General features: G+C 69.4%; 20 protein-coding genes. 6 read left to right on the top strand and 14 right to left on the bottom strand.

Annotated elements, in window-relative coordinates; translation table 11 throughout:
• Positions 1-21: 21 nt before the first annotated feature.
• The 11 genes from BLR95_RS10670 to BLR95_RS10620 form a co-directional block, all read right to left on the bottom strand.
• Positions 22-555, bottom strand: a complete 534-nt coding sequence (locus BLR95_RS10670) for an A24 family peptidase (protein ID WP_092619596.1) — start codon at positions 553-555, stop codon at positions 22-24.
• Positions 556-952: 397 nt separating this feature from the next.
• Positions 953-1129 carry a Flp family type IVb pilin gene (locus BLR95_RS10665; protein WP_092619593.1) on the bottom strand — a complete coding sequence of 59 codons (177 nt, stop codon included), beginning with the start codon at positions 1127-1129 and terminating at the stop codon, positions 953-955.
• A gap of 516 nt (positions 1130-1645) precedes the next feature.
• Entirely contained in the window at positions 1646-3754 is a 2109-nt protein-coding gene (gene pnp, locus BLR95_RS10660) for a polyribonucleotide nucleotidyltransferase (RefSeq protein ID WP_092619590.1), read from the bottom strand.
• A gap of 258 nt (positions 3755-4012) precedes the next feature.
• Positions 4013-4282, bottom strand: coding sequence for a 30S ribosomal protein S15 (gene rpsO, locus BLR95_RS10655; protein WP_092619587.1), 270 nt, complete (start codon positions 4280-4282; stop codon positions 4013-4015).
• A gap of 51 nt (positions 4283-4333) precedes the next feature.
• Entirely contained in the window at positions 4334-5275 is a 942-nt protein-coding gene (gene truB, locus BLR95_RS10650) for a tRNA pseudouridine(55) synthase TruB (RefSeq protein WP_092619584.1), read from the bottom strand.
• Positions 5265-5690, bottom strand: a complete 426-nt coding sequence (gene rbfA, locus BLR95_RS10645; protein ID WP_092619581.1) for a 30S ribosome-binding factor RbfA — start codon at positions 5688-5690, stop codon at positions 5265-5267. The genes truB and rbfA overlap by 11 nt, the downstream gene beginning before the upstream one ends.
• A 188-nt stretch (positions 5691-5878) precedes the next feature.
• Positions 5879-8524, bottom strand: coding sequence for a translation initiation factor IF-2 (gene infB, locus BLR95_RS10640; protein WP_092619578.1), 2646 nt, complete (start codon positions 8522-8524; stop codon positions 5879-5881).
• Positions 8525-8659: 135 nt separating this feature from the next.
• The gene (locus tag BLR95_RS10635; protein ID WP_245689441.1) at positions 8660-9433 is read right to left on the bottom strand and encodes an RNA-binding protein; all 774 of its coding nucleotides are present in this window, start codon (positions 9431-9433) and stop codon (positions 8660-8662) included.
• A 31-nt stretch (positions 9434-9464) separates the two neighbouring features.
• Positions 9465-11042, bottom strand: coding sequence for a transcription termination factor NusA (nusA, locus tag BLR95_RS10630; RefSeq protein WP_245689440.1), 1578 nt, complete (start codon positions 11040-11042; stop codon positions 9465-9467).
• A gap of 25 nt (positions 11043-11067) precedes the next feature.
• Positions 11068-11634 carry a ribosome maturation factor RimP gene (gene rimP / locus BLR95_RS10625; RefSeq protein WP_092619575.1) on the bottom strand — a complete coding sequence of 189 codons (567 nt, stop codon included), beginning with the start codon at positions 11632-11634 and terminating at the stop codon, positions 11068-11070.
• A 427-nt stretch (positions 11635-12061) separates the two neighbouring features.
• Positions 12062-12649, bottom strand: coding sequence for a regulatory protein RecX (locus tag BLR95_RS10620; protein WP_092619572.1), 588 nt, complete (start codon positions 12647-12649; stop codon positions 12062-12064).
• Between the two features lie 108 nt (positions 12650-12757).
• On the opposite strand from BLR95_RS10620, the gene BLR95_RS10615 reads away from it, so the two are divergent.
• Positions 12758-13561, top strand: coding sequence for an ABC transporter permease (locus BLR95_RS10615; protein ID WP_092619570.1), 804 nt, complete (start codon positions 12758-12760; stop codon positions 13559-13561).
• On the opposite strand, the gene BLR95_RS10610 is transcribed toward BLR95_RS10615, so the two are convergent.
• A complete protein-coding gene (locus BLR95_RS10610) occupies positions 13558-14307 on the bottom strand; it encodes a TerC family protein (protein ID WP_092619567.1) in 750 nt (249 codons plus the stop codon). The two genes, BLR95_RS10615 and BLR95_RS10610, sit on opposite strands and share 4 nt — an antisense overlap.
• Positions 14308-14593: 286 nt before the next feature.
• Between BLR95_RS10610 and BLR95_RS10605 the strand changes: the two genes are divergently transcribed.
• From BLR95_RS10605 to BLR95_RS10585, 5 genes are all read left to right on the top strand, one after another.
• Positions 14594-14857 carry a hypothetical protein gene (locus BLR95_RS10605; protein WP_092619564.1) on the top strand — a complete coding sequence of 88 codons (264 nt, stop codon included), beginning with the start codon at positions 14594-14596 and terminating at the stop codon, positions 14855-14857.
• A 31-nt stretch (positions 14858-14888) separates the two neighbouring features.
• Entirely contained in the window at positions 14889-15764 is an 876-nt protein-coding gene (locus BLR95_RS10600) for a DMT family transporter (RefSeq protein ID WP_092619561.1), read from the top strand.
• A 43-nt stretch (positions 15765-15807) separates the two neighbouring features.
• Entirely contained in the window at positions 15808-16998 is a 1191-nt protein-coding gene (locus BLR95_RS10595; protein ID WP_092619558.1) for a M24 family metallopeptidase, read from the top strand.
• A 40-nt stretch (positions 16999-17038) separates the two neighbouring features.
• Positions 17039-17653, top strand: coding sequence for a bifunctional nicotinamidase/pyrazinamidase (gene pncA, locus BLR95_RS10590; protein WP_092619555.1), 615 nt, complete (start codon positions 17039-17041; stop codon positions 17651-17653).
• A gap of 109 nt (positions 17654-17762) precedes the next feature.
• On the top strand, positions 17763-18668 hold the full coding sequence (locus BLR95_RS10585; RefSeq protein ID WP_092619552.1) for a type 2 periplasmic-binding domain-containing protein: 906 nt from the start codon (positions 17763-17765) through the stop codon (positions 18666-18668).
• A 31-nt stretch (positions 18669-18699) separates the two neighbouring features.
• Here BLR95_RS10585 and BLR95_RS10580 read toward each other — a convergent pair whose 3' ends face one another.
• Both BLR95_RS10580 and clpA read right to left on the bottom strand, forming a co-directional pair.
• Positions 18700-19809, bottom strand: a complete 1110-nt coding sequence (locus BLR95_RS10580; protein WP_092619549.1) for a CaiB/BaiF CoA transferase family protein — start codon at positions 19807-19809, stop codon at positions 18700-18702.
• A 451-nt stretch (positions 19810-20260) separates the two neighbouring features.
• Positions 20261-22570 (bottom strand): ATP-dependent Clp protease ATP-binding subunit ClpA, encoded by a 2310-nt coding sequence (gene clpA, locus BLR95_RS10575; protein ID WP_092619546.1) that lies wholly within the window; start codon positions 22568-22570, stop codon positions 20261-20263.
• Between the last annotated feature and the right edge of the window lie 95 nt (positions 22571-22665).

Below are 22665 nucleotides of genomic sequence, written 5' to 3'. Positions count from 1 at the left end.
CTCCCCCGGACAACCATGGGATCAACCGAAGGCCCCTCGCCCCAAGACCCACAGGCCGCCAACGGCGATCGCCACACCGTAGGGCAAGCGCTGGCAACCGGCTGTGACCCGGATCACCCGCCAGCCGCCCAGCCCCGGCAGGCGGGCGGCTCCACGCGCCAACAGCACGGCCAGGGCGAGAACACCGCCGGCCAGGGCGGTCAGCATCAGGAAAACCAGCACGCCATCGGCGCCGGCCCACAGGGCAACGGTGGGGATCAGCTTGACGTCACCGCCCCCCAACGCGCCGGTCAGGTAGAGGCCGACCAGCACCGCGAAAACCCCCATCGCCACCGCCAGATCGAGGGCCAGGGTGGCCACCGGGACCAGTCCGGCCAGACCAACCGACAGCCCGGCCAGCAGCCAGGCCAGGGCGACGGCGGCCGGCACCCGGTTGGGGATGAGAAAGGCCTTGAGGTCGCTCCACGCGGCGACCAGCAGGGCGGCGGCGGCCGTCCCCTGGGCCAGGGCGACCACAACCAGGGCCCAGACGGGCAGGTCGGCGAGCGGCGGCATGATGGCGGCGTGACCGGGCGAGCGGAAAGAGGGAAGAAGGGGAGTGACAGGCGGCAGAGCAAACACGAACGCCCTGCCGCGTGAACGGCAGGGCGCCGAGGATCGTCAGGACGGGACCGTGACACGGCGGGGCGACAAGACAGGCGGCAAGGCAACTCCCGCCAGCCAACGGCACATCCCCTGTGCCGCGCCGGCGTCACCTTGCGCCGCCCTCACCCGGCTTCCCCTCTGAAACCGGGCGCCCCAGGTCAACCGAACGCGCCAGATCAACCGGACGCTCCAGGTCCCGCCGGGCCGCACGCCGGGCACACCGGGTCGGCGGCGGAGGGACCGGGAGAACGGCGGGCGCCAGCGGGCGCCCGCCCGGATCGGTCGGACCCGTCGGGGACAGCCGCGCTTAGTTGTCGCGGTTCTCCAGCTGGGTCTGCACGTCGGAGAACATGTTCTCGATCTCGTCACCGATGGTGAACACGATGGCGATGATGGCGACGGCGATGCCAGCGGCGATCAGGCCATATTCAATGGCGGTGGCGCCGTCTTCGTCGCGCTTCAGGTTGAACAGCTTGGTCAGCATGTTGGTCACTCCCACTCGGGTCAAAAAGGACAAGGTCTGGAACGGTAGACTGATGGGGCAGGTGAAGGCCCCGCTCTCCTCTCGGCATCGGCGCCTTTCCCTGGCTCCCTTCCGGCGGCGACCCTGGCCGCGGGAAGCAGGACGGTCCGCCTGCCTCCTGACCAGAACCGACCGCCCGTCCGAAGCCACGGATCGACGGCACGACGGACCGATCCTACACGGCGCCAGCCCCTTCGGCAGTAGGCGATGATACAAACCCTTATGTATCGTCGCCACCCGTGGCCGCTGGGCACCCGAAACACCGGCCGCCACACATGCCAAGGGCCCCCTGGCGGACCGGACCTCGTGGGCGAGTATACTCCGAGGGCGGGAGCGGATAAACCGGCTTTATTCAGACACGCGCCAACACCCCCCGGGCAACCGCCCGGGGGGTGTGCGATCCGTATTCAGTATGGACGGGCCCCCGTCGCGCCGCGCCCAGGCGAGGCGCCCAGGCGACGCGGCGGGGCGCCGCGATCAGTCCTCGGCCGGCTCGCCGGTTTCCTGGTTGACCTGCTTCATCGACAGCTTGACCTTGCCGCGGTTGTCGAAGCCGATCACCTTGACCTTGACCTGATCGCCCTCGCTGACCACGTCGCCCACTTCCTTGACCCGCTCCGGGGCCAGTTCGGAGATGTGGACCAGACCGTCGCGCTTGCCGAGGAAGTTCACGAAGGCGCCGAAGTCGACCACCTTCACCACCTTGCCGTTGTAGATCTTGTCCATTTCCGGCTCGGCGACGATGCCCTCGATCCACTCGCGGGCCTTCTCGATGGCGTCGGCGTCGACGCTGGCGATCTTGATCGAGCCGTCGTCATCGACGTCCACCTTGCAGCCGGTGACCTCGCAGATTTCGCGGATCACCTTGCCGCCGGAGCCGATCACGTCGCGGATCTTGCCGGGGTCGATCTTGAAGCCGACGATGCGCGGGGCGTTGTTCGACACCGTCTCGCGCGCCGCGCCCAGGCCCTTGGCCATCTCGCCCAGGATGTGCAGGCGGCCGTCGCGCGCCTGGTTCAGGGCGACATCCATGATCTCCTTGGTGATCGAGGTGATCTTGATGTCCATCTGCAGCGAGGTGACGCCCTCGGCGGTGCCGGCCACCTTGAAGTCCATGTCGCCCAGGTGATCCTCGTCACCCAGGATGTCCGACAGCACCGCGAAGCGCTCGCCTTCCTTGATCAGGCCCATGGCGATGCCAGCCACCGGACGGGCCAGCGGCACCCCGGCGTCCATCAGCGACAGCGAGGTGCCGCACACCGTGGCCATCGACGAGGAGCCGTTGGACTCGGTGATCTCGGAAACCACGCGCATGGTGTAGGGGAAGGCTTCCTTGGTCGGCAGCATCGGGCGGATGGCCCGCCAGGCCAGCTTGCCGTGGCCGATCTCGCGCCGCCCCGGCGAGCCCATGCGGCCCGCCTCGCCCACCGAGTAGGGCGGGAAGTTGTAGTGCAGCATGAAGTTCTCGCGGTACTCGCCGGCCAGGGCGTCGACGATCTGCTCGTCCTGGCCGGTGCCCAGGGTGGCGACCACCAGGGCCTGGGTCTCGCCGCGGGTGAACAGCGCCGAGCCATGGGCCCGGGGCAGCAAGCCCACCTCGGCGGCGATCGGACGCACCGTCTTCAGGTCGCGGCCGTCGATGCGCTGGCCGGTTTCGAGAATGCCGCCGCGCACGATGTCGGACTCCATGCCCTTCATCACGCCCTGGGCGAGCTGGCGCTTGGCCTCGTCGTCGCCGACCAGCTCCATGCCCTTGGCCCGGGCGGCGTCCAGCGCCGCGACGCGGTCCTGCTTGACGGTCAGCTTGTAGGCGGCGGCGAAGTCCTCGGCCAGCGGGGCCAGGGTGGTCTTCAGCTCGGCCAGTTCGGGGGCTTCCGGGGGCAGGTCCCAGGGCTCCTTGGCGCACAGCTCGGCCAACTCGATGATCGCCTCGATCACCGGCTGGCAAGCCTCGTGGCCGTACACGACGGCGCCCAGCATGATCTCCTCGGACAGCTCGTGGGCTTCCGATTCGACCATCAGCACGCCCTCGGTGGTGCCGGCCACCACCAGATCCAGCTCGCTCGACGGCATCTCGGCGAGCAGCGGATTGAGGATGTACTCACCCTCCATGTAGCCAACGCGACAGCCGGCGATGGGGCCGAGGAAGGGCAGGCCGGAGATGGTCAGCGCCGCCGAGGCGGCGACCATGGCCACCATGTCCGGGTCGTTTTCCATGTCGTGGCTCAAGACGGTGCAGATGACCTGCACCTCGTTCTTGAAGCCCTTCACGAACAGCGGGCGGATCGGCCGGTCGATCAGGCGCGAGGTCAGCACCTCCTTCTCGGTCGGGCGGCCTTCGCGCTTGAAGAAGCCGCCCGGGATCTTGCCGGCGGCGAACGTCTTTTCCTGGTAGTGCACCGACAGCGGGAAGAAGTCCTGCCCGGGCTTGGCGCTCTTGGCGCCGACCACGGTGGCCAGCACGGTGGTCTCGCCGTAGGTGGCGAGCACCGCGCCGTCGGCCTGGCGGGCGATCTTGCCGCTTTCCAGGGTCAGCGTGCGGCCGCCCCATTCAATCTGTTTGCGGGCGACGGTGAACATCGACATTGAGGTCATTCCTTATTGGTGTTCGGACGGGTGCCGGATTGCCCCGTCCTTGCCGGTCTTGATCCTTCCCCACCGGCTGTTTCAAACCAGCGCCCCGCCCTTCCAAGGGCACCCAAGGCAATGGCGCCGGGGCGTGGGACGCGGAAACTGTCTGGAGAACGGGCGGGGCGGCCGAAAGCCCACCCCGACAAATGCCGAAAAGGGGCGACGCGGCAAAAACGGGCGTCGCCCCTTTTGGGGATGGTTCACATCGGCGGCTCAGCGACGCAGGCCAAGGCGCTCGATCAGGGTGGCGTAGCGCGGCTGGCTCTTCTTCTTCAGATAGTCCAGCAGGCGCCGCCGCTGGCCGACCATGATCAGAAGACCGCGCCGCGAGTGGGTGTCCTTGTGGTGCGTCTTCAGGTGTTCGGTCAGGTTGCGGATGCGTTCGGAGAGGATCGCCACCTGGACCTCCGGCGAGCCGGTGTCCCCTTCGGCGGTGGCGTATTCCTGGATCAGTTCCTGCTTGCGTTCGGGCGTGATCGACATCGGGTAACGACTGCTCCTGTCTGTCCGGGGCGCCGTGGATTCGCGGTCGCCTCAGAGGTTGATGACGCGGATTGGCCGGATCTCGCCGCCGGCGCGCCGGGCCAGGGCGACCAGACGACCGGAACAAAGAACCGAAACCGTGCTTCCCTCGGGCGGCGGGGGAGAAATCTCCGCCCCCATCGCACCGCCGGGAAGAACGGTCGAAAGCGAGACCGACTGGCCGCTGGAAAGGCGCCTGGCGTCGTTGTCGGCAACCGAGAGGGCCGGGATGTCGTCCAGCGCCGCCTCAACCGACAACAGATGCTCGAAGGCCGCCGGACTATGACCCACTTGGTCCAGCATTTCCAGCGAAATCGCCGTCGCCTCGGTGAACGGGCCACAGCGGGTGCGGCGCAGCGCGGTGACATGCGCCACCGTGCCCAGGGCACGGGCCAGATCGCGCACCAGGGCCCGCACATAGGTCCCCTTGCCGCAGGCGATGGTGAAGCTGGCGTGATCGGGGTCGGGCCGCGCGACGAGGTCGAAGGCATCGACGCGCACCGGGCGCGGCGTCAGGTCCACGGCGGCGTCGCGGCGGGCTAGGTCGTAGGCCCGCTGGCCGTCCACCTTGATCGCCGAATAGACCGGCGGCACCTGATCGATAGTGCCCAGGAAGGCCGGCAGGGCGGCCCGGATGGCGGCGTCGTCCGGGCGGTGGGGGTGTTCCTCGACGGGGGCCCCCTCGGCGTCGTCGCTGTCGGTGGCGATGCCGAAGCGGGCCGTCACCCGGTAGGCCTTGGCGCCATCCATGACATAGGACACGGTCTTGGTCGCCTCGCCCAGGGCGATCGGCAGCAGGCCGGTGGCCAGCGGGTCGAGGGTGCCGCCGTGGCCCGCCTTCTGGGCATCCAGCGCCCGGCGCACCCTGCCCACCACCTGGGTCGAGGTCATGCCGGTCGGCTTATCGATGACCAGCCAGCCGTGAACCGGACGCCCGCGCCGCTTACGCGCCATCGGGCTCGTCGTCCGCCTTGAGGGGGGCGCCATCCAGGTCGCGGGCCACCTCCGGGCGGTGCAGCAGGTGGTCGATGTGGGCCGCGGTGTCGAACGAGGTGTCGGCGGCGAAGCTGAGATCGGGGACGTATTTCAGGACCACCCGCCGGGCGATCTCGTGACGCAGCAGGGGGCGGGCCCGTTTCAGGGCGGCCAGCACCTCGGTCGCATCGCCGCCGCCCAGCGGCACCACGAACACGGTGGCCTGCCTGAGGTCGGGGCTGGCCCTGACCTCGGTCACGGTGACCGGGGTCTGGGCCAGACCGGGGTCGGCCAGATCGCCGCGTTCCAGCACCCAGGCCAGGGCGTGACGCAGCTCCTCGCCCACCTTGAGCTGGCGGTTGGAGGGGGCACGGGCGGGTCGGTGTCGGCTCATGGCGTTACGTCGGGGGCTTGTCAGGAACTTGGCTCGGGAACCTGGCTCAGGAACCTGGGGGGGGCGGGAAAGGCGCCCTCCCCGCCTCGGCTTGCGGGGCGGGGGACCCTCGCAGGGCCGCGCCGGGCCCGCCCCTGGTCGTCAGGGGCGCCCGGCGCGGGGCAGGCGGCGCGACAGACCAGGGGCCGTTAAAGCTGGGCCGCGATCTGCTCCATCTCGAAGCACTCGATCATGTCGCCCACCTGGATGTCATGGTAGTTGGCGAAGGACATGCCGCACTCGTAGCCCTCCTTCACCTCCTTCACATCATCCTTGAAGCGCTTGAGCTGGCCCAGGTCGCCCTCGTGGATGACCACGTCGTCGCGCAGCAGGCGGACCTTGCAGCCGCGCTTGATCTGGCCCTCGGTGACCATGCAGCCGGCCACCTTGCCGACCTTGGTGATGGAGAACACCTCGCGGATCTGGGCGTAGCCCAGGAAGCTCTCCTTGAAGGTCGGCGACAGCATGCCGGTCAGGGCCTGCTTCATGTCGTCGGCGACGTCGTAGATGATCGAGTAGTAGCGGATGTCGACGCCATCGCGGCGGGCCAGATCGCGGGCCTGCGGGTTGGCGCGCACGTTGAAGCCGATGATCAGCGCGTTGCTGGCCTTGGCCAGCGTCACGTCGGATTCGTTGATGCCGCCGACGGCGCTGTGCAGCACCCGCACCTTGACCTCGTCGGTGCCCAGCTTTTCCAGGGTGCCGACCAAGGCCTCGGCCGAGCCCTGCACGTCGGCCTTGATGACCACCGGCAGTTCCTTGGTCTCGCCGGCCTGGATGGCGGCGAACAGCTGCTCCATGGACGAGCCGCCGCGGGCGCTCTTCACGGCCAGGGCCTCGCGCTCCTTGCGCTGGCGGTACTCGGCCACCTCGCGGGCCCGGGCCTCGTCCTCGACCACCACGAAGTCGTCGCCGGCGTCCGGGGTGCCGGCGAAGCCCAGCACCTCGACCGGCACCGCCGGCCCGGCCTCGTCGATCCGCTGGCCGCGCTCATCGACCATGGCCCGCACGCGGCCCCACTCCTTGCCGGCCACGAAGACGTCGCCGACCCGAAGGGTGCCCCGGGTGACCAGGATGGTGGCGATGGAGCCGCGCCCCTTCTCCATCTTGGCCTCGATCACCGTGCCCTCGGCACTGCGCTCGGGGTTGGCCTTGAGGTCGAGCAGTTCGGATTGCAGGAGGATGGCCTCCTCCAGCTTGTCCAGGTTCAGCTTCTGCTTGGCCGAGACCTCCACCGAGAGCACCTCGCCGCCCATCTCCTCGACCTGGATGTCGTGGTTGAGCAACTCGGTGCGCACCCGGTTGGGGTCGGCGTCCGGCTTGTCGATCTTGTTGACGGCGACCACGATCGGCACCTCGGCCGCCTTGGCGTGGCGGATCGCCTCCACCGTCTGCGGCATGATGCCGTCATCGGCGGCGACCACCAGAATGACGATGTCGGTGACCTTGGCGCCACGCGCCCGCATGGCGGTGAAGGCGGCGTGGCCCGGGGTATCGATGAAGGTGATCTTCTGCCCCGACGGCCGGGTGACCTGATAGGCACCGATGTGCTGGGTGATGCCGCCGGCCTCGCCAGAAACCACGTCGGTCTGGCGCAGGGCGTCCAGGAGCGAGGTCTTGCCGTGGTCGACGTGGCCCATGACGGTGACCACCGGGGCCCGCGAGGTCAGCTTGTCGGCATCGTCCTGCGGCGCCACCAGCCCGATCTCGATGTCGGAATCGGCGACCCGCTTGGCCTTGTGGCCGAATTCCTCGACCACCAGCTCGGCGGTGTCGGCGTCGATGCTCTGGGTGATGGTCGCCATCACGCCCATCTTCATCAGCGCCTTGATGACGTTGGCGCCGCGCTCGGCCATGCGGTTGGCCAGCTCCTGCACGGTGACCGTCTCCGGGATGATCACCTCGCGCACGACCCGCTCGCCGCCCTGGAACTGCTGCTGCTTGCGCCGCTCCTTCTGCTGGGCCCGACGCATGGCGGCCACCGAGCGACCGCGCTCGGTGCGCTCGTCGCCATCCAGCGCGGCGGCGATGGTCAGCTTGCCGGAGCGGCGGCGCGGCTCGCCCTTGCGGCTGGGCGCCAGCTTGGGCGCCGCCTTGCCGGCCTTGCGCGAGTCCGCCTCGTCATCCTCCTCGGTGCGACGCGGCGTCTCGACGATGCGCGAGGCGGAAACGATCTGACGCGGCTTGTGCTCCGGCTCGGCCGACTCGGCGGCTTCCTCGGTCGCCCCAGCCTGCTCGGGCCGGCTCTCGGCCGGTGCCTCGGCCGGGGCTTCAGCCGGGGTTTCGGCCGGCGCCTCGGGCGCGGCTTCGGAGGCCGCCTCGGCGGTCTCCTCGACCGCCGGCTCGGCCGCGGCGCGCGCCGCCTCCTCGGCGGCACGGGCCGCTTCCTCGGCCGCCCGCTCGGCTTCCTCGGCGGCCCGGCGGGCCTCTTCCTCGGCCTGCAGGCGGGCCGCTTCCTCGGCCGCCTTCTTGGCCGCCTGAAGGGCCTGCAGACGGTGCGAGCGCTCCTCGGTGGTGAGGTTGCCCTCGGCCTCGCCCTGGCGCAGGGCCTCGGCGGCCTGGCGCTCGGCCTCGGCGGCCTCGGCGGCGCGGGTCGTCACGTCCACCTTGGGCGGCGCGCTGTCCTGGGCTGGCGCCCCGGTACGCTTCTTCTTGCGCACCTCGACCTGCACCATCTTGGAGCGGCCGTGGGAGAAGCTCTGACGCACCGACCCGGACTCCACCGCCCGCTTCAGCTCAAGCTTGCCGCGCGAGGACAGGGAGAGGGGAGTCTTGCTCTTGGTATCGTCGGACATGCGTCGTCTTTCTCTCCAACCAACGTTGCCGGTCCACCATCCGGGGGACCGAACCATCAACTCCGTGGCGCCGGGGGAACACGGCGCCATCGGCCAACCGGGCGGGTCAGGCACCGTTCAACCGGCGCCCATATCCTACCCGGCGGCTTCCGACCCGGCGTTTTCCGACCCGGCGTTTTCCGACCCGGCGTTTTCCGACCCGGCAACGACCGTCGGCCCCGCCCCGGACACGTCCGGCGGGGCCCTGAAACCGGCCAAGCGGGAGGTCTCCACCGTCAATCGGCGAGCCAGGCCACCGGCCCGCACCGCCACATGCACCGCCCGCGGCCAACCCAGCGGCTGGCCCAGTTCGGCCCCGTCGAGCAGGGCCACCCGGGCCGCCTGAGGCGCCTTGCCGGCCGCTGCCCGAGCCATTCGCTCGCACTCGGCGGCGGAGCCGTCACGGGCGCTCAGCAGCAGGGCCACCGGCTCCGAGTCCAACCAGGCGCGGACCTTGTCGTGCCCGGCCACCGCCTGTCCGGCCCGACGGGCCAGCCCCAGCAGTTCCTGGCAGCGACGGGCCAGGGCGCGCTCGATTCCCGCCGCCAGATCGTCGGGCACCGTCACCGGGCGCCGGGCGGCCTTGTGGAACAGGCGCTTCCTGGTGGCCGTTTCTATCACATCGCGGCTGGCGCTCAACCACAAACCACGCCCGGGCAGGGTTGCCGCCAGATCAGCCACCACCCGATCGGACGGATCCAAGACGAAGCGGATCATCGCCGACTGCGGCCGGCGCTGCCGGCTGACGATGCAGCGCCGCTCCGGGTCGCGGCCCTCGGCCATCCCCCGCACGACGCCGTCGCGCACCGCCCCCAGATCGCCCGAGGGGTCGGGCGGGGTCGCGCGGTTGCTGTCCTGGGATCGGCTCATCCCGCCGCCCCCCGCCTTTGCGGCCGCGACCTCAGCCCGCCTCCCCGGCCGGCTCGGCGGTGGCCGCGTCATCGGCGGCCTCATCCGCCGCCTCGTCCGGGAACCAGTGGGCCCGGGCAGCCATGATCACCTTGTTGGCCTCGCCCTCGTCCATCAACTCGCCGCCCAGGATCTCGACCAGTTCGTCGCTGGCCAGATCGGCCAGATCGTCGAGCGTCTTCACGCCCTGCTCGGCCAGTTTGAGGATCATCTGCGGGGTCAGCCCCTCGGCCGTTTTCAGGTCCTCGGCGACGCCCAGTTCGGCGCCCCGCTCCTCGAGCAGGCGCGACTGCTCGTCGAGCCACACCAGGGCACGGTTCTGAAGCTCCTCGGCGATGTCGTCATCGAAGCCCTCGATGCCGGTCAGCTCGGAGAGGTCGACATAGGCCACCTCTTCCGGCTTGGCGAAGCCCTCGGCGACCAGCAGGTGGGCGATCACGTCGTCCACGTCGAGCGCCTCGATGAACATCGCCGAGCGGCTGCGGAATTCCTCCTGGCGGCGCTCGCTCTCCTGCTCCTCGGTCAGGATGTCGATGTCCCAGCCGGTCAACTGGCTGGCCAGCCGCACGTTCTGGCCGCGCCGGCCGATGGCCAGGGAGAGCTGCTCGTCGGGCACCACCACCTCGATGCGCTGGGCTTCCTCGTCCAGCACCACCTTGCTCACCTCGGCCGGGGCCAGGGCGTTGACCACAAAGGTGGCGGTGTCCATCGACCAGGGGATGATGTCGATCTTCTCGCCCTGCAACTCGGCGACCACCGCCTGCACGCGCGAGCCGCGCATGCCGACACAGGCGCCCACCGGGTCGATCGAGCTGTCGTTGCTGATCACCGCGATCTTGGCCCGGCTGCCCGGGTCGCGGGCGACGGCGCGGATCTCGATGATGCCGTCATAGATTTCCGGCACTTCCTGGGCGAACAGCTGGGCCATGAAGTTGGGGTGGCTGCGCGACAGGAAGATCTGCGGGCCGCGCGGTTCCTCGCGCACGTCCATGATGTAGGCCCGGATGCGGTCGCCGTTGTTGAAGTGCTCGCGCGGGATCACCTCGTCGCGCCGCAGCAATGCCTCGGCGCGGCCCAGGTCGACCACCACGTTGCCGAACTCGACCCGCTTGACGAGGCCGTTCACCACCTCGCCGATGCGGCCCTTGTATTCCTCGAACTGGCGCTTGCGCTCGGCGTCGCGGACCTGCTGGACCAGCACCTGCTTGGCGGTCTGGGCGGCGATGCGCCCGAAATCGATGGGCGGCAGCGGATCGACCAGATACTGCCCGACCTCGATCTCGGGCTGCTTGCGCCGCGCCTTGGCCAGCGGCATCTGGGTCGCCTCGTCCTCGACCTCCTCGGCGCTCTCCACCACCTCGATGTAGCGGGCCATGCGGATCTCGCCGGTGCGCCGGTCGATGGTCGCCCGGATGTCGTGCTCATGGCCATAGCGCGAGCGACCCGCCTTCTGGATCGACTGCTCCATGGCGATGAACACCTCCTCGCGGTCGATGCTCTTGTCGCGGGCCACGGTGTCGGCCACCTGGACCAGTTCGGGGCGGACCATGCCGGTGGTCTTGCTGCTCATCTTTACGGCATTCCTTGAAGAAGGTTCAGTCGGAGGAAGAGGAGGCGGGGTCGGAGTCGGGCTCGCCCTTCAGCGCCTCGGCGATGACGGCGTCGGTGATCACCAGCTTGGCCTTGATGAGGCTTTCCAAAGGCAGCGACACGGCCAGACCGTCGTCGGCATCGAGCGCCACCATGGGGCCATCGTCGGTCTGCGCCAGACCCTTGAGGACCCCCTTGAAACGGCGCCGCCCCGCGACCGTGAAGGCCGTCTCCAGACGCACCTCGCGGCCGGCGAAACGGTCGAAATCGGCGCGCCGGGTGAGCGGCCGATCCAACCCCGGCGAGCTGACTTCGAGCACGAACGCCTCGTCGATGGGGTCGGCCACATCCAGCACCGCCGACAGCGCCCGGCTGATGTCGGCGCAGTCGTCGACCGACACCTGACCCTGCAAGCCGGTGGCGCCCTGGCGCTCGCACATCACCTGCAACACCTTGCGGTTGCCACTGCCCCCCTGCATCTGCACCCGCACCAGATCAAACCCCATCCCCTGAAGGGTGGGGCCGACAATCTCGGCCAGGCGGTGTTCGAGCGGGCTTGAGGCGATGTCCATACGTGTCGACGGCGTGAGGGTAAAACAAAAAAAGCGGGCCCCGGGGGACCCACCTTCCCGGCCCCGAGGGGCATTTCGAAAAAGCGTGTGGAGGATAGATAAACCCGCGACCGATTTTTGACAAGATGCTTTGCGAAGGGGCCTGGGGTGCCAACTGTAAAAGCCGCCTTGCGGCGGCTTGATGGGGCGCCGCCCCATGCCCCGCTGGGGACCCAGGGGGTCCCCAGACCCCGCCATTTCGATTCTTCGACACCGTCCCGGGCCGTGTGTCCTGGAGAGCGGTTTGTTTTCGCAGGCCAGCAAAGCTGGCCTGCAACCAACCCCTGCCTGCGTTCAACGCATCGTTTTCGCCCCACGCCTACGAAATGGCGGGGTCCGGGGGGACCCTGTCCCCCCGGCGGGGTTTCAAAGGGGCAGCGCCCCTTTTTCACTCTTCCGGATCGGCGTCGATCACCGCGTGGGCGGTGTCGCTGGAGAAGCCTTGGCGGGCCAGGGCGGCGAGGTCCTTGTGGCGGTGTTCGGCCCGCTTGTCGGGCGCCCGGTAGGGTCCGAGGCGGCGCCGGCGGGCGTAGGTGAAGGCGGCGGCGCGGTCGGCTTCGGCGGCGTCCTCGCCGTCGTCGCGGCTGGCCAGGGCGGCGTCGATGTGGTCGCGCTCGACGCCCTTGGCGGCCAGGGTGGCGGCGATGCGCCGGGCCGAGGCGCCCTGGCGGGTCAGGCTGCGGGCGCGGCCTTCGGCGTAGGTCTGATCGTCGAGCAGGCCGGCCTTGAGGTAGCGGGCGACCAGGGCGTCGATCCACTCGGCCGCCTGGTCGGGGTCGGTCGGGTGGTGGCGGGCCACCCGGGCCACCTTGCGCATCAGCACGCGGCGCAGGTTCTCGGCCGAGCTGGCGTAGCGCTCGAGGTAGGCCAGGGCGGATTTCTCCAGGCGCTCCGGGGTCAGGGGGCGGGGTGGGCGGCGGGGTGGGCGGCCGGGAGGGTGGTTGGGTGGGCGGTCGGGTGGGGTTTTCTTCGCCATGATTTCGGCCTACATGAGCCTCTTCGCATTCTCAATCCCCCAGTCACCATTTCCCAGTCACCATTTCCCTTGCCGGCCCTGTTCCGCGCCCAACCGGAGAGTCGTTCCATGTCCGCCGTCCAGCCCCCCGTCCCCCGCACCATTGGCGCGGTCAACTGGCGCGGCCTGTGGGAGCTGTACCTCAAGGAGGTGCGCCGCTTCGTGAAGGTCTATCTGCAGACCATCGGGGCGCCGCTGGTGACCACCCTTCTGTTCCTGTCGATTTTCGCCCTGGCCCTGGGCCGCGCCGTGCAGACCCAGGGCGGGGTGCCGTTCATGGAGTTCCTGGCGCCCGGCCTGATGATGATGGCGATGGTGCAGAACGCCTTCGCCAACACCTCGAGCTCGATCATCATCAGCAAGGTGCAGGGCAGCATCATCGACGTGCTGATGCCGCCCATCTCGCCGCTGGAGCTGACCCTGGCCTATGGCGCCGCCGGGGTGACCCGGGGGCTGCTGGTCGGCCTGGCGGTCGGGCTGGCGATGAGCCTGTTCGTGACCGTGCACATCCATGACGTGGGGATGATCCTGTTCCATGCCGTGGGGGCCTCGCTGATGCTCTCGCTGCTCGGCATGCTGGCCGGCATCTGGGCCGACAAGTTCGACCATCTGGCGGCGGTGACCAACTTCCTGATCACCCCGCTGTCGTTCCTTTCGGGCACCTTCTATTCGCTCGACCGGCTGCCCGAGAACGTGCAGTTCATCGCCCACTTCAACCCGTTCTTCTACATGATCGACGGCTTCCGCTATGGCTTCATCGGCCACGACGACGCCTTGCCCGGGCTGTCGGTGATCGTGGTCGGGGGAACCAATCTGGTGCTTGCCGGGCTGACCTACTGGCTGATCCGCAAGGGCTGGAAGCTGAAGGCCTAACCCTTTCCGCCGGCCCGTTCGCGGCGCCGCCGGGCCAGCAGGTTGAGCCCCTCGACACCGGCCGAGAAGGCGATGGCGAAGTAGATGTAGCCGCGCGGAATGTGGAAGTGCAGGCCGTCGGCGACCAGGGCCACGCCGACCAGCAGCAGGAAGGCCAGGGCCAGCATCTTCACCGTCGGGTGGGCCTCGATGAAGCGGCTGACCGGCTCGGCGGCGGCCATCATCACGGCGATGGCAACCACCACGGCGGCGATCATCACCTCCACATGCGGCACCATGCCCACGGCGGTGACCACCGAGTCGATGGAAAACACGAGGTCGAGCATGACGATCTGCGCCACCACCAGGGCAAAGCCGGCCCCGGCGGCGGCCTGGGTCGGGCTGGCGTGGGTCCCGCCCTCCCCGTTCCCGCCCTCCACACTGGCGTGGATCTCCAGGGTGCCCTTGACGAGCAGAAACAGCCCGCCGGCGATCAGCACCAGGTCGCGCCACGACACGGCATGGCCGAAGACCTCGAAGGCGGCCTGGGTCAGGCCGATGATCCAGCTGATGGCCAGCAGGAAAATCACCCGCATGACCAGAGCCAGCAGCAGGCCGATGCGCCGGGCGCTGGCCTGACGGGCCGGCGGCAGCCGGCCGGCGACGATCGACAGGAAGATGACGTTGTCGATGCCGAGCACGATCTCCAGCGCCGACAGGGCGAGGAAGCTGGCCCAGACAGAGGGATCAACGAGCAGGTCGATCATGGCGCTGGTGGCTCGGTGGGCGGGGGCCGCGGCAGGCGGGGCGCCCGCCGGTGCCCGAGGTGGATCATTCTAGCGCCGAGAGCGAAAAACGAGAACAGTTCGTGCGAAATCTGAAGCGCTCCGCGATTCACATTTCGCACGATCTGCTCTCGCCCATCCGACGCCAAACGGCGAGACACCCCGGCGAGACACCCCCGACTTGGCCGCCTGGGGCGACTGTGGTATCCGTTCGACTTATTCATCGCGTCCGCCACCATCATCCGTCCCCATCCCCGGAGCCTTCCCGATGCCCGCCGAAGCCGCGCTGAAACACTGGATCACCATGCTTGCCAAGCACCACTTCGATCAGGAAAAGCTGAAGGCCCACGAAACGGAGATGACGATCGAGGAGTTCCTCGCCAAGTCCACCTTCCACACCCTGGAGGCCGGCAAGGCGCAGGAAGCCATCGACGAGATGATGAAGGAGGACCCGGAGCTGGAGGAGGTGATCAACCGCCTCTACCGCGAGGTGCTGGACGAGATCATCGCCGACGACCGCCCTGGCGACTGACCCCCGGCGATCCGACCAAGGCCCGCGTACCGTGTCCGCCGGCGGCTATGCCCGGGGCATTGCCCTCTCGGTCGCCGGGATGGTGGTGATCAGCCCCGACGGCCTGATGATGCGCCTGCTCGAGGGCACCGCGCCGCTGGAGGCGGCCTTCGCCCGCAGCCTGTTCATGGGGCTGGCCCTGTGGGGCTGGCTGGCGGCCCGCCACCGCCGCGCCCTGCCCCGGGCGGTGCGCCGGATCGGCTGGCCGGGCCTGGCCTCGGCGGCCATCGTGGCCTGGGGCAACATCCTGTTCACCCTGTCGATCCTCAACACCACGGTGGCCAACACCCTGTTCATGCTGGCCCTGATGCCGCTGTCGGCGGCCCTGCTCGGGCGCCTTTTGATCGGCGAGGCGGTGCGCCGGCGGACCTGGGTGGCCATCGCCGCCGCCTTTGTCGGGGTGGTCGTCATCGTCGGCGACGGCGTGGGCGGGGTTGGTCTGTCGGGCAATCTCTACGGCCTCTTGCTGTCGCTGGTCTACGGCCTCAATCTGGTGGTGCTGCGCCACGCCAAGGACGTCGACATGACCCCGGCCCTGGCCCTGGGCGCCACCCTGGCGGTGCCGCTGGCCCTGCTGCTGGGGGCCCAGCCGGCCACCATCCCGGCCGCCGACTGGCCCATCCTGGCCCTGATCGGGCTGGTCCTGACGCCCATCGGGCTGGGCCTGTTCTTTGCCGGGGCACGCCACGTGCCGGCCGCCGAGGTGGCCCTGCTGGCCCTGGTGGAGACCCTGCTCGGCCCCTTGTGGACCTGGCTCGGGGTGGGCGAGACACCCACCTGGCTGGCCCTGGCCGGCGGCCTCCTGGTGGTCGCGGCGGTGGGCGGCAACGCCCTGGCCGGGATGCGCGCCAACCGTCGCCGGACCTGACCCCTTCGCCCTCCACACTCCCCAAGCCGCGAAAGCCACGCCCATGGACCCCGCCTTCGGCCCCGCCTTCAGCAAGGACGAGTACAACGCCCGGGTGGTCGCCACCCGGCACGCCATGGAGGCCCGGGGGCTCGATCTTCTGATCGTCACCGATCCGGCCAACATGGGCTACCTGACCGGCTATGACGGCTGGTCGTTCTACGTGCCGCAGGCGGTGGCGGTGGCCCTGGCCGAGCCCTGGCCGATCTGGATGGGCCGCGGCATGGATGCCAACGCGGCCCGCCTGACCACCTATCTGCCGGACGGCATGATCGTCCCCTACCCCGACACCTACGTGCACAACCCCGAGGCCCATGCCCTTCAGTTCATGGCCCAGGAGCTGGCGGCGCGCGGCCTGACCAAGGGGCGCATCGGGGTGGAGATGGACAGCTTCCAGTACTCGGCCAAGGCCCACGCCGCGCTCACCGCCGCCCTGCCCGATGCCGAGACGGTCGACGCCACCCGGCTGGTCAACTGGATCCGCCTGATCAAGAGCCCGGCCGAGATCGCCTACCTGCGCGAGGCCGGGCGGCTGGCCGAGCTGGCCATGGCCAGCGGCATCGCCAAGGTCGCCGTGGGGGTGCGCCAGTGCGACGCCAGCGCCGCCATCTTCCAGGCCCAGATCGCCGGCACCAACGACTTCGGCGGCGACTACCCGGCGATCGTCCCCATGCTGCCCTCGGGCCGGGGCACCAACACCCCCCACCTGACCTGGAGCGACGCCTCCTTCCGCGAGAACGAGGCGACCATCCTGGAGCTGGCCGGCTGCCGGCGGCGCTACCACTGTCCGTTGGCCCGCACCGTGCTGCTGGGCGAGCCGATCCCGCGCCTCGCCCACGTCGCCGAGGTGCTGGTCGAGGCCCTGGAGACCGCCATCGACACCATCCGCCCCGGGGTCGCCGCCGAGGAGGTGGTCGCCGCGTGGCAGAAGGTGGTGCGCCCGCATGGCATCGAGAAGGACAGCCGCATGGGCTACTCCATCGGCCTCAACTACCCCCCCGACTGGGGCGAGGGCACGATCAGCCTGCGCCCCGGCGACCGCACCGAGCTGCAGGCCGGCATGGCGCTGCACGTCATGCCCGGCTATTGGACCGACGACTGGGGGATCGAGATCAGCGAAAGCGTGCTGATCACCGAGACCGGGGCCGAGTGTCTGGTCCATTTCCCCCGCGAACTGGCGGTCAAACCGGTGTAGGCTGGCCGCCACCGCGAGACCGGAACGGGAGAGAGGACCCATGACCAGCGCCCTTGTGGTGATCGACGTGCAGAACGACTTCTGCCCCGGCGGCGCCCTCGCCGTGCCCGACGGCGATGCCGTGGTGCCGCTGATCAACCGCCTGATGCCGGCCTTCCCCCACGTCATCCTGACCCAGGACTGGCACCCGCCGGGCCACGCCTCGTTCGCCTCCAGCCACCCGGGGGCCGAGCCGATGAGCCTGACCGAGATGCCCTATGGCCCCCAGGTGCTGTGGCCCGACCACTGCGTGCAGGGCACCGAGGGCGCCGCCTTCCACCCCGATCTCGACACCACCCGGGCCGAGTTGATCGTGCGCAAGGGTTTCAGGCGCGACATCGACAGCTACTCCGCCTTCCTCGAAAACGACCACGAAACGCCGACCGGGCTGGCCGGCGCGCTGAAGGAGCGCGGCATCACCGAGTTGGTGATGGTCGGTCTGGCGACCGATTTCTGCGTCAAGGACTCGGCGGTCGACGGGATGCGGCTGGGCTTCTCGGTGGGCCTGGTCGAGGCCGCCTGCCGGGCCATCGACGTCAACGGCTCGCTGGCCCAGGCCCATCAAGCGCTGAAGGACGCCGGGGTGCGCCTGATCGAGGCCGAGCACCACCTTTAGGCGCATACCCACCCTTCCCACCCGCGCCGCCACGGGCTACCATCCGCGCCAAAATCATGGGCGTCCCCTTGGGAAGACGCCGGGATCGTCATTGGGAAGGAGAGACCCTGTGCGCGCACCGTTCCTTGTCACCGTGCTGGCCGCCTGCCTGATCGCCGGCTCCACCCTGCTGGCCCCGGCAACGGCCGAAACCGTGGTCCGCTTTCCCGGGCCGCAATCGCAGGACGACAGCCGCGACGCCTTCCTGCACGACATCCTGCGCCTCGCCCTGGCGCGCACCGAAGCGGCCCACGGTCCCGGGCGGCTGGAGCTCAACCCCCAGCGGCTGTCGCGCAACCGGGTGATCAACCTGCTGCTGGCCGGCGAACAGCTCAACGTGGCCGTCGCCCCGGCCGACAAGGCGCTGGACGACCAGTTCCCGTCGGTGCGCATCCCGGTCTTTCGCGGCCTGCTCGGCTACCGGGTGTCGCTGATCCGCGCCGAAAGCCAGGACGCCTTCGCGAAGGTGGAAAACCTTCAGGACCTGCGGCAATTCCGCGCCGGGCTGCTGGCCGACTGGGGCATCGCCAAGGTGTTCCAGCACAACGACCTGCCGGTGGTCTCGGCCTCGCTGGACAATTACGAGCTGCTGTTCGACATGCTGGCCGCCGGGCGCTTCGACTACTTCTCGCGCGGGGTGCTGGAAATCCTGCCCGAGTTCGAAACCCACGGCCCCCGGCTGCCCAATCTCACGGTCGAGCAGGCGCTGTTGATCCGCGCCCCGCTGCCCCTGTTCTTCTACGTCTCGCCCAACCACGAGGCCCTGGCCCAGCGCCTGGAAGACGGCATGGAAGCGCTGATCGCCGACGGCACCTACCACGCCCGGTGGCGCGACACCTTCGGCGGCCTTCTCAAGCAGTTGAACATCGAGGCGCGGCGGGTCATCGAGCTGGACAACCCCACCCTGCCCGAGGGCGTCCCCGTCGAGCGCGCCGAATTGTGGCTCGACCCGCTGGAGGAGCAGGCCGCCCGGTAAGACGCTCAGGCAGGGCGAAGCAGGCCGCGACTCACCCCCACGCCGCCAGCACCGCCTCGGCCGGGCATTCGCGCGGGGCGGCGCGGCGGGGCGGCGGGGCGCCGTCGATCAGCACCGGGGCAGCCACCTCCACCGCGCCGCCGGGCGCGTCGCCGCCATGGACCAGCCCACGCGCCACCACATGCGGGTCGCGGCGCACTTCCTCCGGGGTCAGCAGCGGCTCGAAACAGCAGTCGGCCTCGGCCAGAACCGCCTGCCAGTGGGCCAGGGGATGGGCCGCGAAAAGATCGGCCACCTCGCCAATCAGATCAGTTTGAGGCATCGGCTCGGCCTGCCGGGCGACCCAATCCTCGCGCCCCACGGCGCGGCAGAAGGCGGCCCAGAACTTGGCCTCCAGCGCCCCCAGGCTGACGAACCGCCCGTCCGCCGCGCGATAGACGCGGTAGCACGCCGCCCCGCCGTTGAGCACGCTTTCCTCGCGCCCCAACGGGCCGTTGAGGGCCAATGTCTGGGGATAGAACTGCAAGGCCAGGACGCTCTCGAATATGGAACAGTCGAGAAACGCCCCCTGCCCCTCGGCCCGCGCCCGCAACACCGCCGCCAGAATGGCCAGCGCCGCCGACAACCCCGCCACCATGTCCCCCACCGGCGGAAAACTGGCGCACGGCGCCGCCGCCGGACCCTGATAGTCCAGCGCCCCGGCCGCCGCCGCATAGCCGATCTCGTGCCCCGCCGCCTTCGACCGCGGCCCCGTATAACCCCAGCCGGTCAACGCGCAGTGAACCAGGCGCGGATTGAGCTCGGCCAGCCGCTCGGCCGCAAAGCCCAGGCGCGCCATCACCCCGGGGCGGAAACTCTCCAGCAGCACATCGGCCCGCTCGACCAGCCGGGCCAGACGATCCTGATCCGCCGGGTCCTTCAAATCCAGCCGCACCACCGTCTTGCCGCCGTTCACCGCCCGCCACGACAAGCCCTCGCCATCCGCCCCGATGGGCTCAAGACCGCGCATGGGATCGCCCGCCGGCGGCTCCACCTTCACCACCTCAGCCCCGAAATCCACCAACATCAACGTCGCAAACGGACCCGGCAAATACTGGCTGAGATCCAACACCCGCAAACCGGCCAGACAGGGACCCGACATTGATGAAATCTCCCTCTGAAGAAAGAAAGAAAGGGGCTCCGCCCCCGCGCACGCCCCGAGCGAGGCCGAAGGCATCGCGACGACGGCGTGCGCACAAGCAAGAGTCAAAAGGGGCCCTGCCCCTTTTGTATCCCCGCTGGGGAGGCCTTCAGGCCTCCCCAGACCCCACCATTGCACTTTTGCCGGAGAGATGGGCCGACTTTTGTGGCCCAGGCTCAAGGGTTTTCGCACGCCGGAAAAGCCGGCGTGCATCCAATGCCGCGCGCGCAACTCTCCACGTCGGAGGAAGTTGATGGGGAAGTGAGAATGCAAGCCAGCAAAGCTGGCTTGCGAACCGAAAAACCTCGGCAGGGCACCGCCGATCATGTCATGGCGGGGGTCCGGGGGACCCCCAGGGTCCCCCGGCGGGGTTCAAAGGGGCAGCGCCCCTTTCCTTTTTTCTGTCCCCACCTCACGCCGGCGCGGGATCGGTATCGCTTTCGTCGGCGTCGGTGGTCTGGCGGTTGGTGTCGGCGGGCAGGATGTCGAAGGTCAGGCGGCCGCCTTTCACCTTCACCTTGACCACGCCGCCCTTGGTCAGCTTGCCGAACAGCAGCTCCTCGGACAGCGGCTTCTTGATGTTTTCCTGGATCACCCGGGCCAGCGGGCGGGCGCCCATGCGGCTGTCGTAGCCTTTTTCGCCCAGCCAGCCGCGGGCCCGTTCGGTCAACTCGATGGCCACGTTGCGGTCGGAGAGCTGGGCCTCCAGTTCCATGATGAACTTGTCGACCACCTTGCCGATGGTGTCCTTGCCCAGGCTGGCGAAGGGGATCACCGCGTCCAGCCGGTTGCGGAACTCGGGGCTGAAGGTGCGCTCGATGGCTTCGCTGTCGTCGCCGTCGCGGGTTTCGCGCTCGAAGCCGATGGCCGGCTTGGCCAGTTCGGCGGCCCCGGCGTTGGTGGTCATGATCAGGATGACGTTGCGGAAGTCGACCGTTTTGCCGTTGTTGTCGGTCAGCTTGCCGTGGTCCATCACCTGGAGCAGGATGTTGAACAGGTCCGGGTGGGCTTTTTCGATCTCGTCCAGCAGCAGCACGCAGTGGGGGTGCTGGTCGATGGCGTCGGTCAGAAGGCCGCCCTGATCGAACCCCACGTAGCCCGGCGGGGCGCCGATCAGCCGGCTGACCGAGTGGCGCTCCATGTATTCGGACATGTCGAAACGGGTCAGCGGGATGCCCAGCGAGCGGGCCAGTTGGCGCGCCACCTCGGTCTTGCCGACCCCGGTGGGGCCGCTGAACAGGTAGCAGCCGACCGGCTTTTCCGGCTCGCGCAGGCCGGCCCGGGCCAGCTTGATGGCCGACGACAGGGCCATCACCGCCGGGTCCTGGCCGAAGACCACCGTCTTCAGGTCGCGCTCCAGGGTCTTGAGCGCGGCCTGATCGTCGCGGCTGACGGTTTTCGGGGGAATGCGGGCGATCTTGGCGACCACGTCCTCGACATCCTTCACGCTGATCGTCTTCTTGCGCTTGCTTTCCGGGCGCAGGTGCAGCGAGGCGCCGACCTCGTCGATCACGTCGATGGCCTTGTCGGGCAGCTTGCGGTCGTGGATGTAGCGGGCCGACAGGTCGACCGCCGCCTTCAGCGCGGCGTTGGTGTAGCGGATGCCGTGGTGTTCCTCGTAGTAGGGCTTGAGCCCCTTGAGGATCTTCAGCGAATCGTCGATCGAGGGCTCGGTGACGTCGATCTTCTGGAAGCGGCGGACCAGGGCGCGGTCCTTTTCGAAGTGGCTGCGGTATTCCTTGTAGGTGGTCGAGCCGATGCAGCGCAGGGTGCCGCTGGCCAGGGCCGGCTTCAGCAGGTTGGAGGCATCCATCGAGCCGCCCGAGGTGGCCCCGGCGCCGATCACGGTGTGGATCTCGTCGATGAACAGGACGGCGCCCTCGTACTCCTCCATCTCCTTCAGCACCGCCTTCAGGCGTTCCTCGAAGTCGCCCCGGTAGCGGGTGCCGGCCAGCAGCGCCCCCATGTCGAGGCAGAAGATGGTGTCCTCGCTCATCACCTCGGGCACCTGGCCGTCGACGATGCGCCGCGCCAGCCCCTCGGCGATGGCGGTCTTGCCGACCCCGGGATCGCCCACGTAGAGCGGGTTGTTCTTGGTCCGCCGGCAGAGGATCTGGATGGTCCGCTCAAGCTCCGCCTCGCGGCCGATCAGGGGGTCGATGCGACCCCGGCGGGCCTTCTCGTTGAGGTTGACGCAGTAGGCCTCCAGCGCCTCGCCGCCCTGCTTGGTCGCGGTCTCTTCCCGGGCCTCGGGGTCGACCCCCTCGGGGCCGCGCGACTCGCCGCGCCCGGGCGCCTTGGCGATGCCGTGGCTGATGTAGGCGACGGCGTCGTAGCGGGTCATGTCCTGCTGCTGCAGGAAGTAGACGGCGTGGCTTTCGCGCTCGTGGAACATGGCGACCAGCACGTTGGCCCCGGTCACTTCCTCGCGCCCCGAGGACTGCACGTGGATGACCGCGCGCTGGATGACGCGCTGGAAGCCGGCGGTCGGTTGCGGATCGTGGCCGCCGCCGCTCATGCCCTGGCCTTCCTCGTCCAGGAACTCGATCAGCTGGCCGCGCAGCCGGCCCACGTCCACCCCGCAGGCGCGCAGCACGGCGATGGCGTCGCGGTCGTCGGTCAGGGCCAACAGCAGGTGTTCCAGGGTGGCCAACTCGTGGTCCCGTTCGGCCGCCACGTGCAGGGCGCGGCGCAGACTGTTTTCAAGGTTCTCCGAGAGCATACGGGACCTCCTCGGGGCCGGCGGGCGGGGACGCAAGGATGCGGACACGCCCTGGGGGGTGGTGACGGAAGGGCCGGTTGGGCGCCCCTTCCGGG

The organism is Roseospirillum parvum, from assembly GCF_900100455.1.
Classification (GTDB): domain Bacteria; phylum Pseudomonadota; class Alphaproteobacteria; order Rhodospirillales; family Rhodospirillaceae; genus Roseospirillum; species Roseospirillum parvum.
Note: the sequence above shows the minus strand (reverse complement) of the source record. Positions and strands in the feature narration are given on the sequence as shown.

Excerpts from the sequence above, each read along its gene's own strand:
- BLR95_RS10605 (WP_092619564.1), top strand. The coding sequence starts at position 14,594 with ATGCCCGCCGAAGCCGCGCTGAAACACTGGATCACCATGCTTGCCAAG.
- pncA (WP_092619555.1), top strand. The coding sequence starts at position 17,039 with ATGACCAGCGCCCTTGTGGTGATCGACGTGCAGAACGACTTCTGCCCC.
- BLR95_RS10635 (WP_245689441.1), bottom strand. The coding sequence starts at position 9,433 with ATGAGCCGATCCCAGGACAGCAACCGCGCGACCCCGCCCGACCCCTCG.
- BLR95_RS10615 (WP_092619570.1), top strand. The coding sequence starts at position 12,758 with ATGTCCGCCGTCCAGCCCCCCGTCCCCCGCACCATTGGCGCGGTCAAC.
- rimP (WP_092619575.1), bottom strand. The coding sequence starts at position 11,634 with ATGGACATCGCCTCAAGCCCGCTCGAACACCGCCTGGCCGAGATTGTC.
- BLR95_RS10595 (WP_092619558.1), top strand. The coding sequence starts at position 15,808 with ATGGACCCCGCCTTCGGCCCCGCCTTCAGCAAGGACGAGTACAACGCC.
- clpA (WP_092619546.1), bottom strand. The coding sequence starts at position 22,570 with ATGCTCTCGGAGAACCTTGAAAACAGTCTGCGCCGCGCCCTGCACGTG.
- pnp (WP_092619590.1), bottom strand. The coding sequence starts at position 3,754 with ATGTCGATGTTCACCGTCGCCCGCAAACAGATTGAATGGGGCGGCCGC.
- BLR95_RS10580 (WP_092619549.1), bottom strand. The coding sequence starts at position 19,809 with ATGTCGGGTCCCTGTCTGGCCGGTTTGCGGGTGTTGGATCTCAGCCAG.
- infB (WP_092619578.1), bottom strand. The coding sequence starts at position 8,524 with ATGTCCGACGATACCAAGAGCAAGACTCCCCTCTCCCTGTCCTCGCGC.
- BLR95_RS10610 (WP_092619567.1), bottom strand. The coding sequence starts at position 14,307 with ATGATCGACCTGCTCGTTGATCCCTCTGTCTGGGCCAGCTTCCTCGCC.
- BLR95_RS10670 (WP_092619596.1), bottom strand. The coding sequence starts at position 555 with ATGCCGCCGCTCGCCGACCTGCCCGTCTGGGCCCTGGTTGTGGTCGCC.
- BLR95_RS10665 (WP_092619593.1), bottom strand. The coding sequence starts at position 1,129 with ATGCTGACCAAGCTGTTCAACCTGAAGCGCGACGAAGACGGCGCCACC.
- rbfA (WP_092619581.1), bottom strand. The coding sequence starts at position 5,690 with ATGAGCCGACACCGACCCGCCCGTGCCCCCTCCAACCGCCAGCTCAAG.
- BLR95_RS10620 (WP_092619572.1), bottom strand. The coding sequence starts at position 12,649 with ATGGCGAAGAAAACCCCACCCGACCGCCCACCCAACCACCCTCCCGGC.
- nusA (WP_245689440.1), bottom strand. The coding sequence starts at position 11,042 with ATGAGCAGCAAGACCACCGGCATGGTCCGCCCCGAACTGGTCCAGGTG.
- truB (WP_092619584.1), bottom strand. The coding sequence starts at position 5,275 with ATGGCGCGTAAGCGGCGCGGGCGTCCGGTTCACGGCTGGCTGGTCATC.
- rpsO (WP_092619587.1), bottom strand. The coding sequence starts at position 4,282 with ATGTCGATCACGCCCGAACGCAAGCAGGAACTGATCCAGGAATACGCC.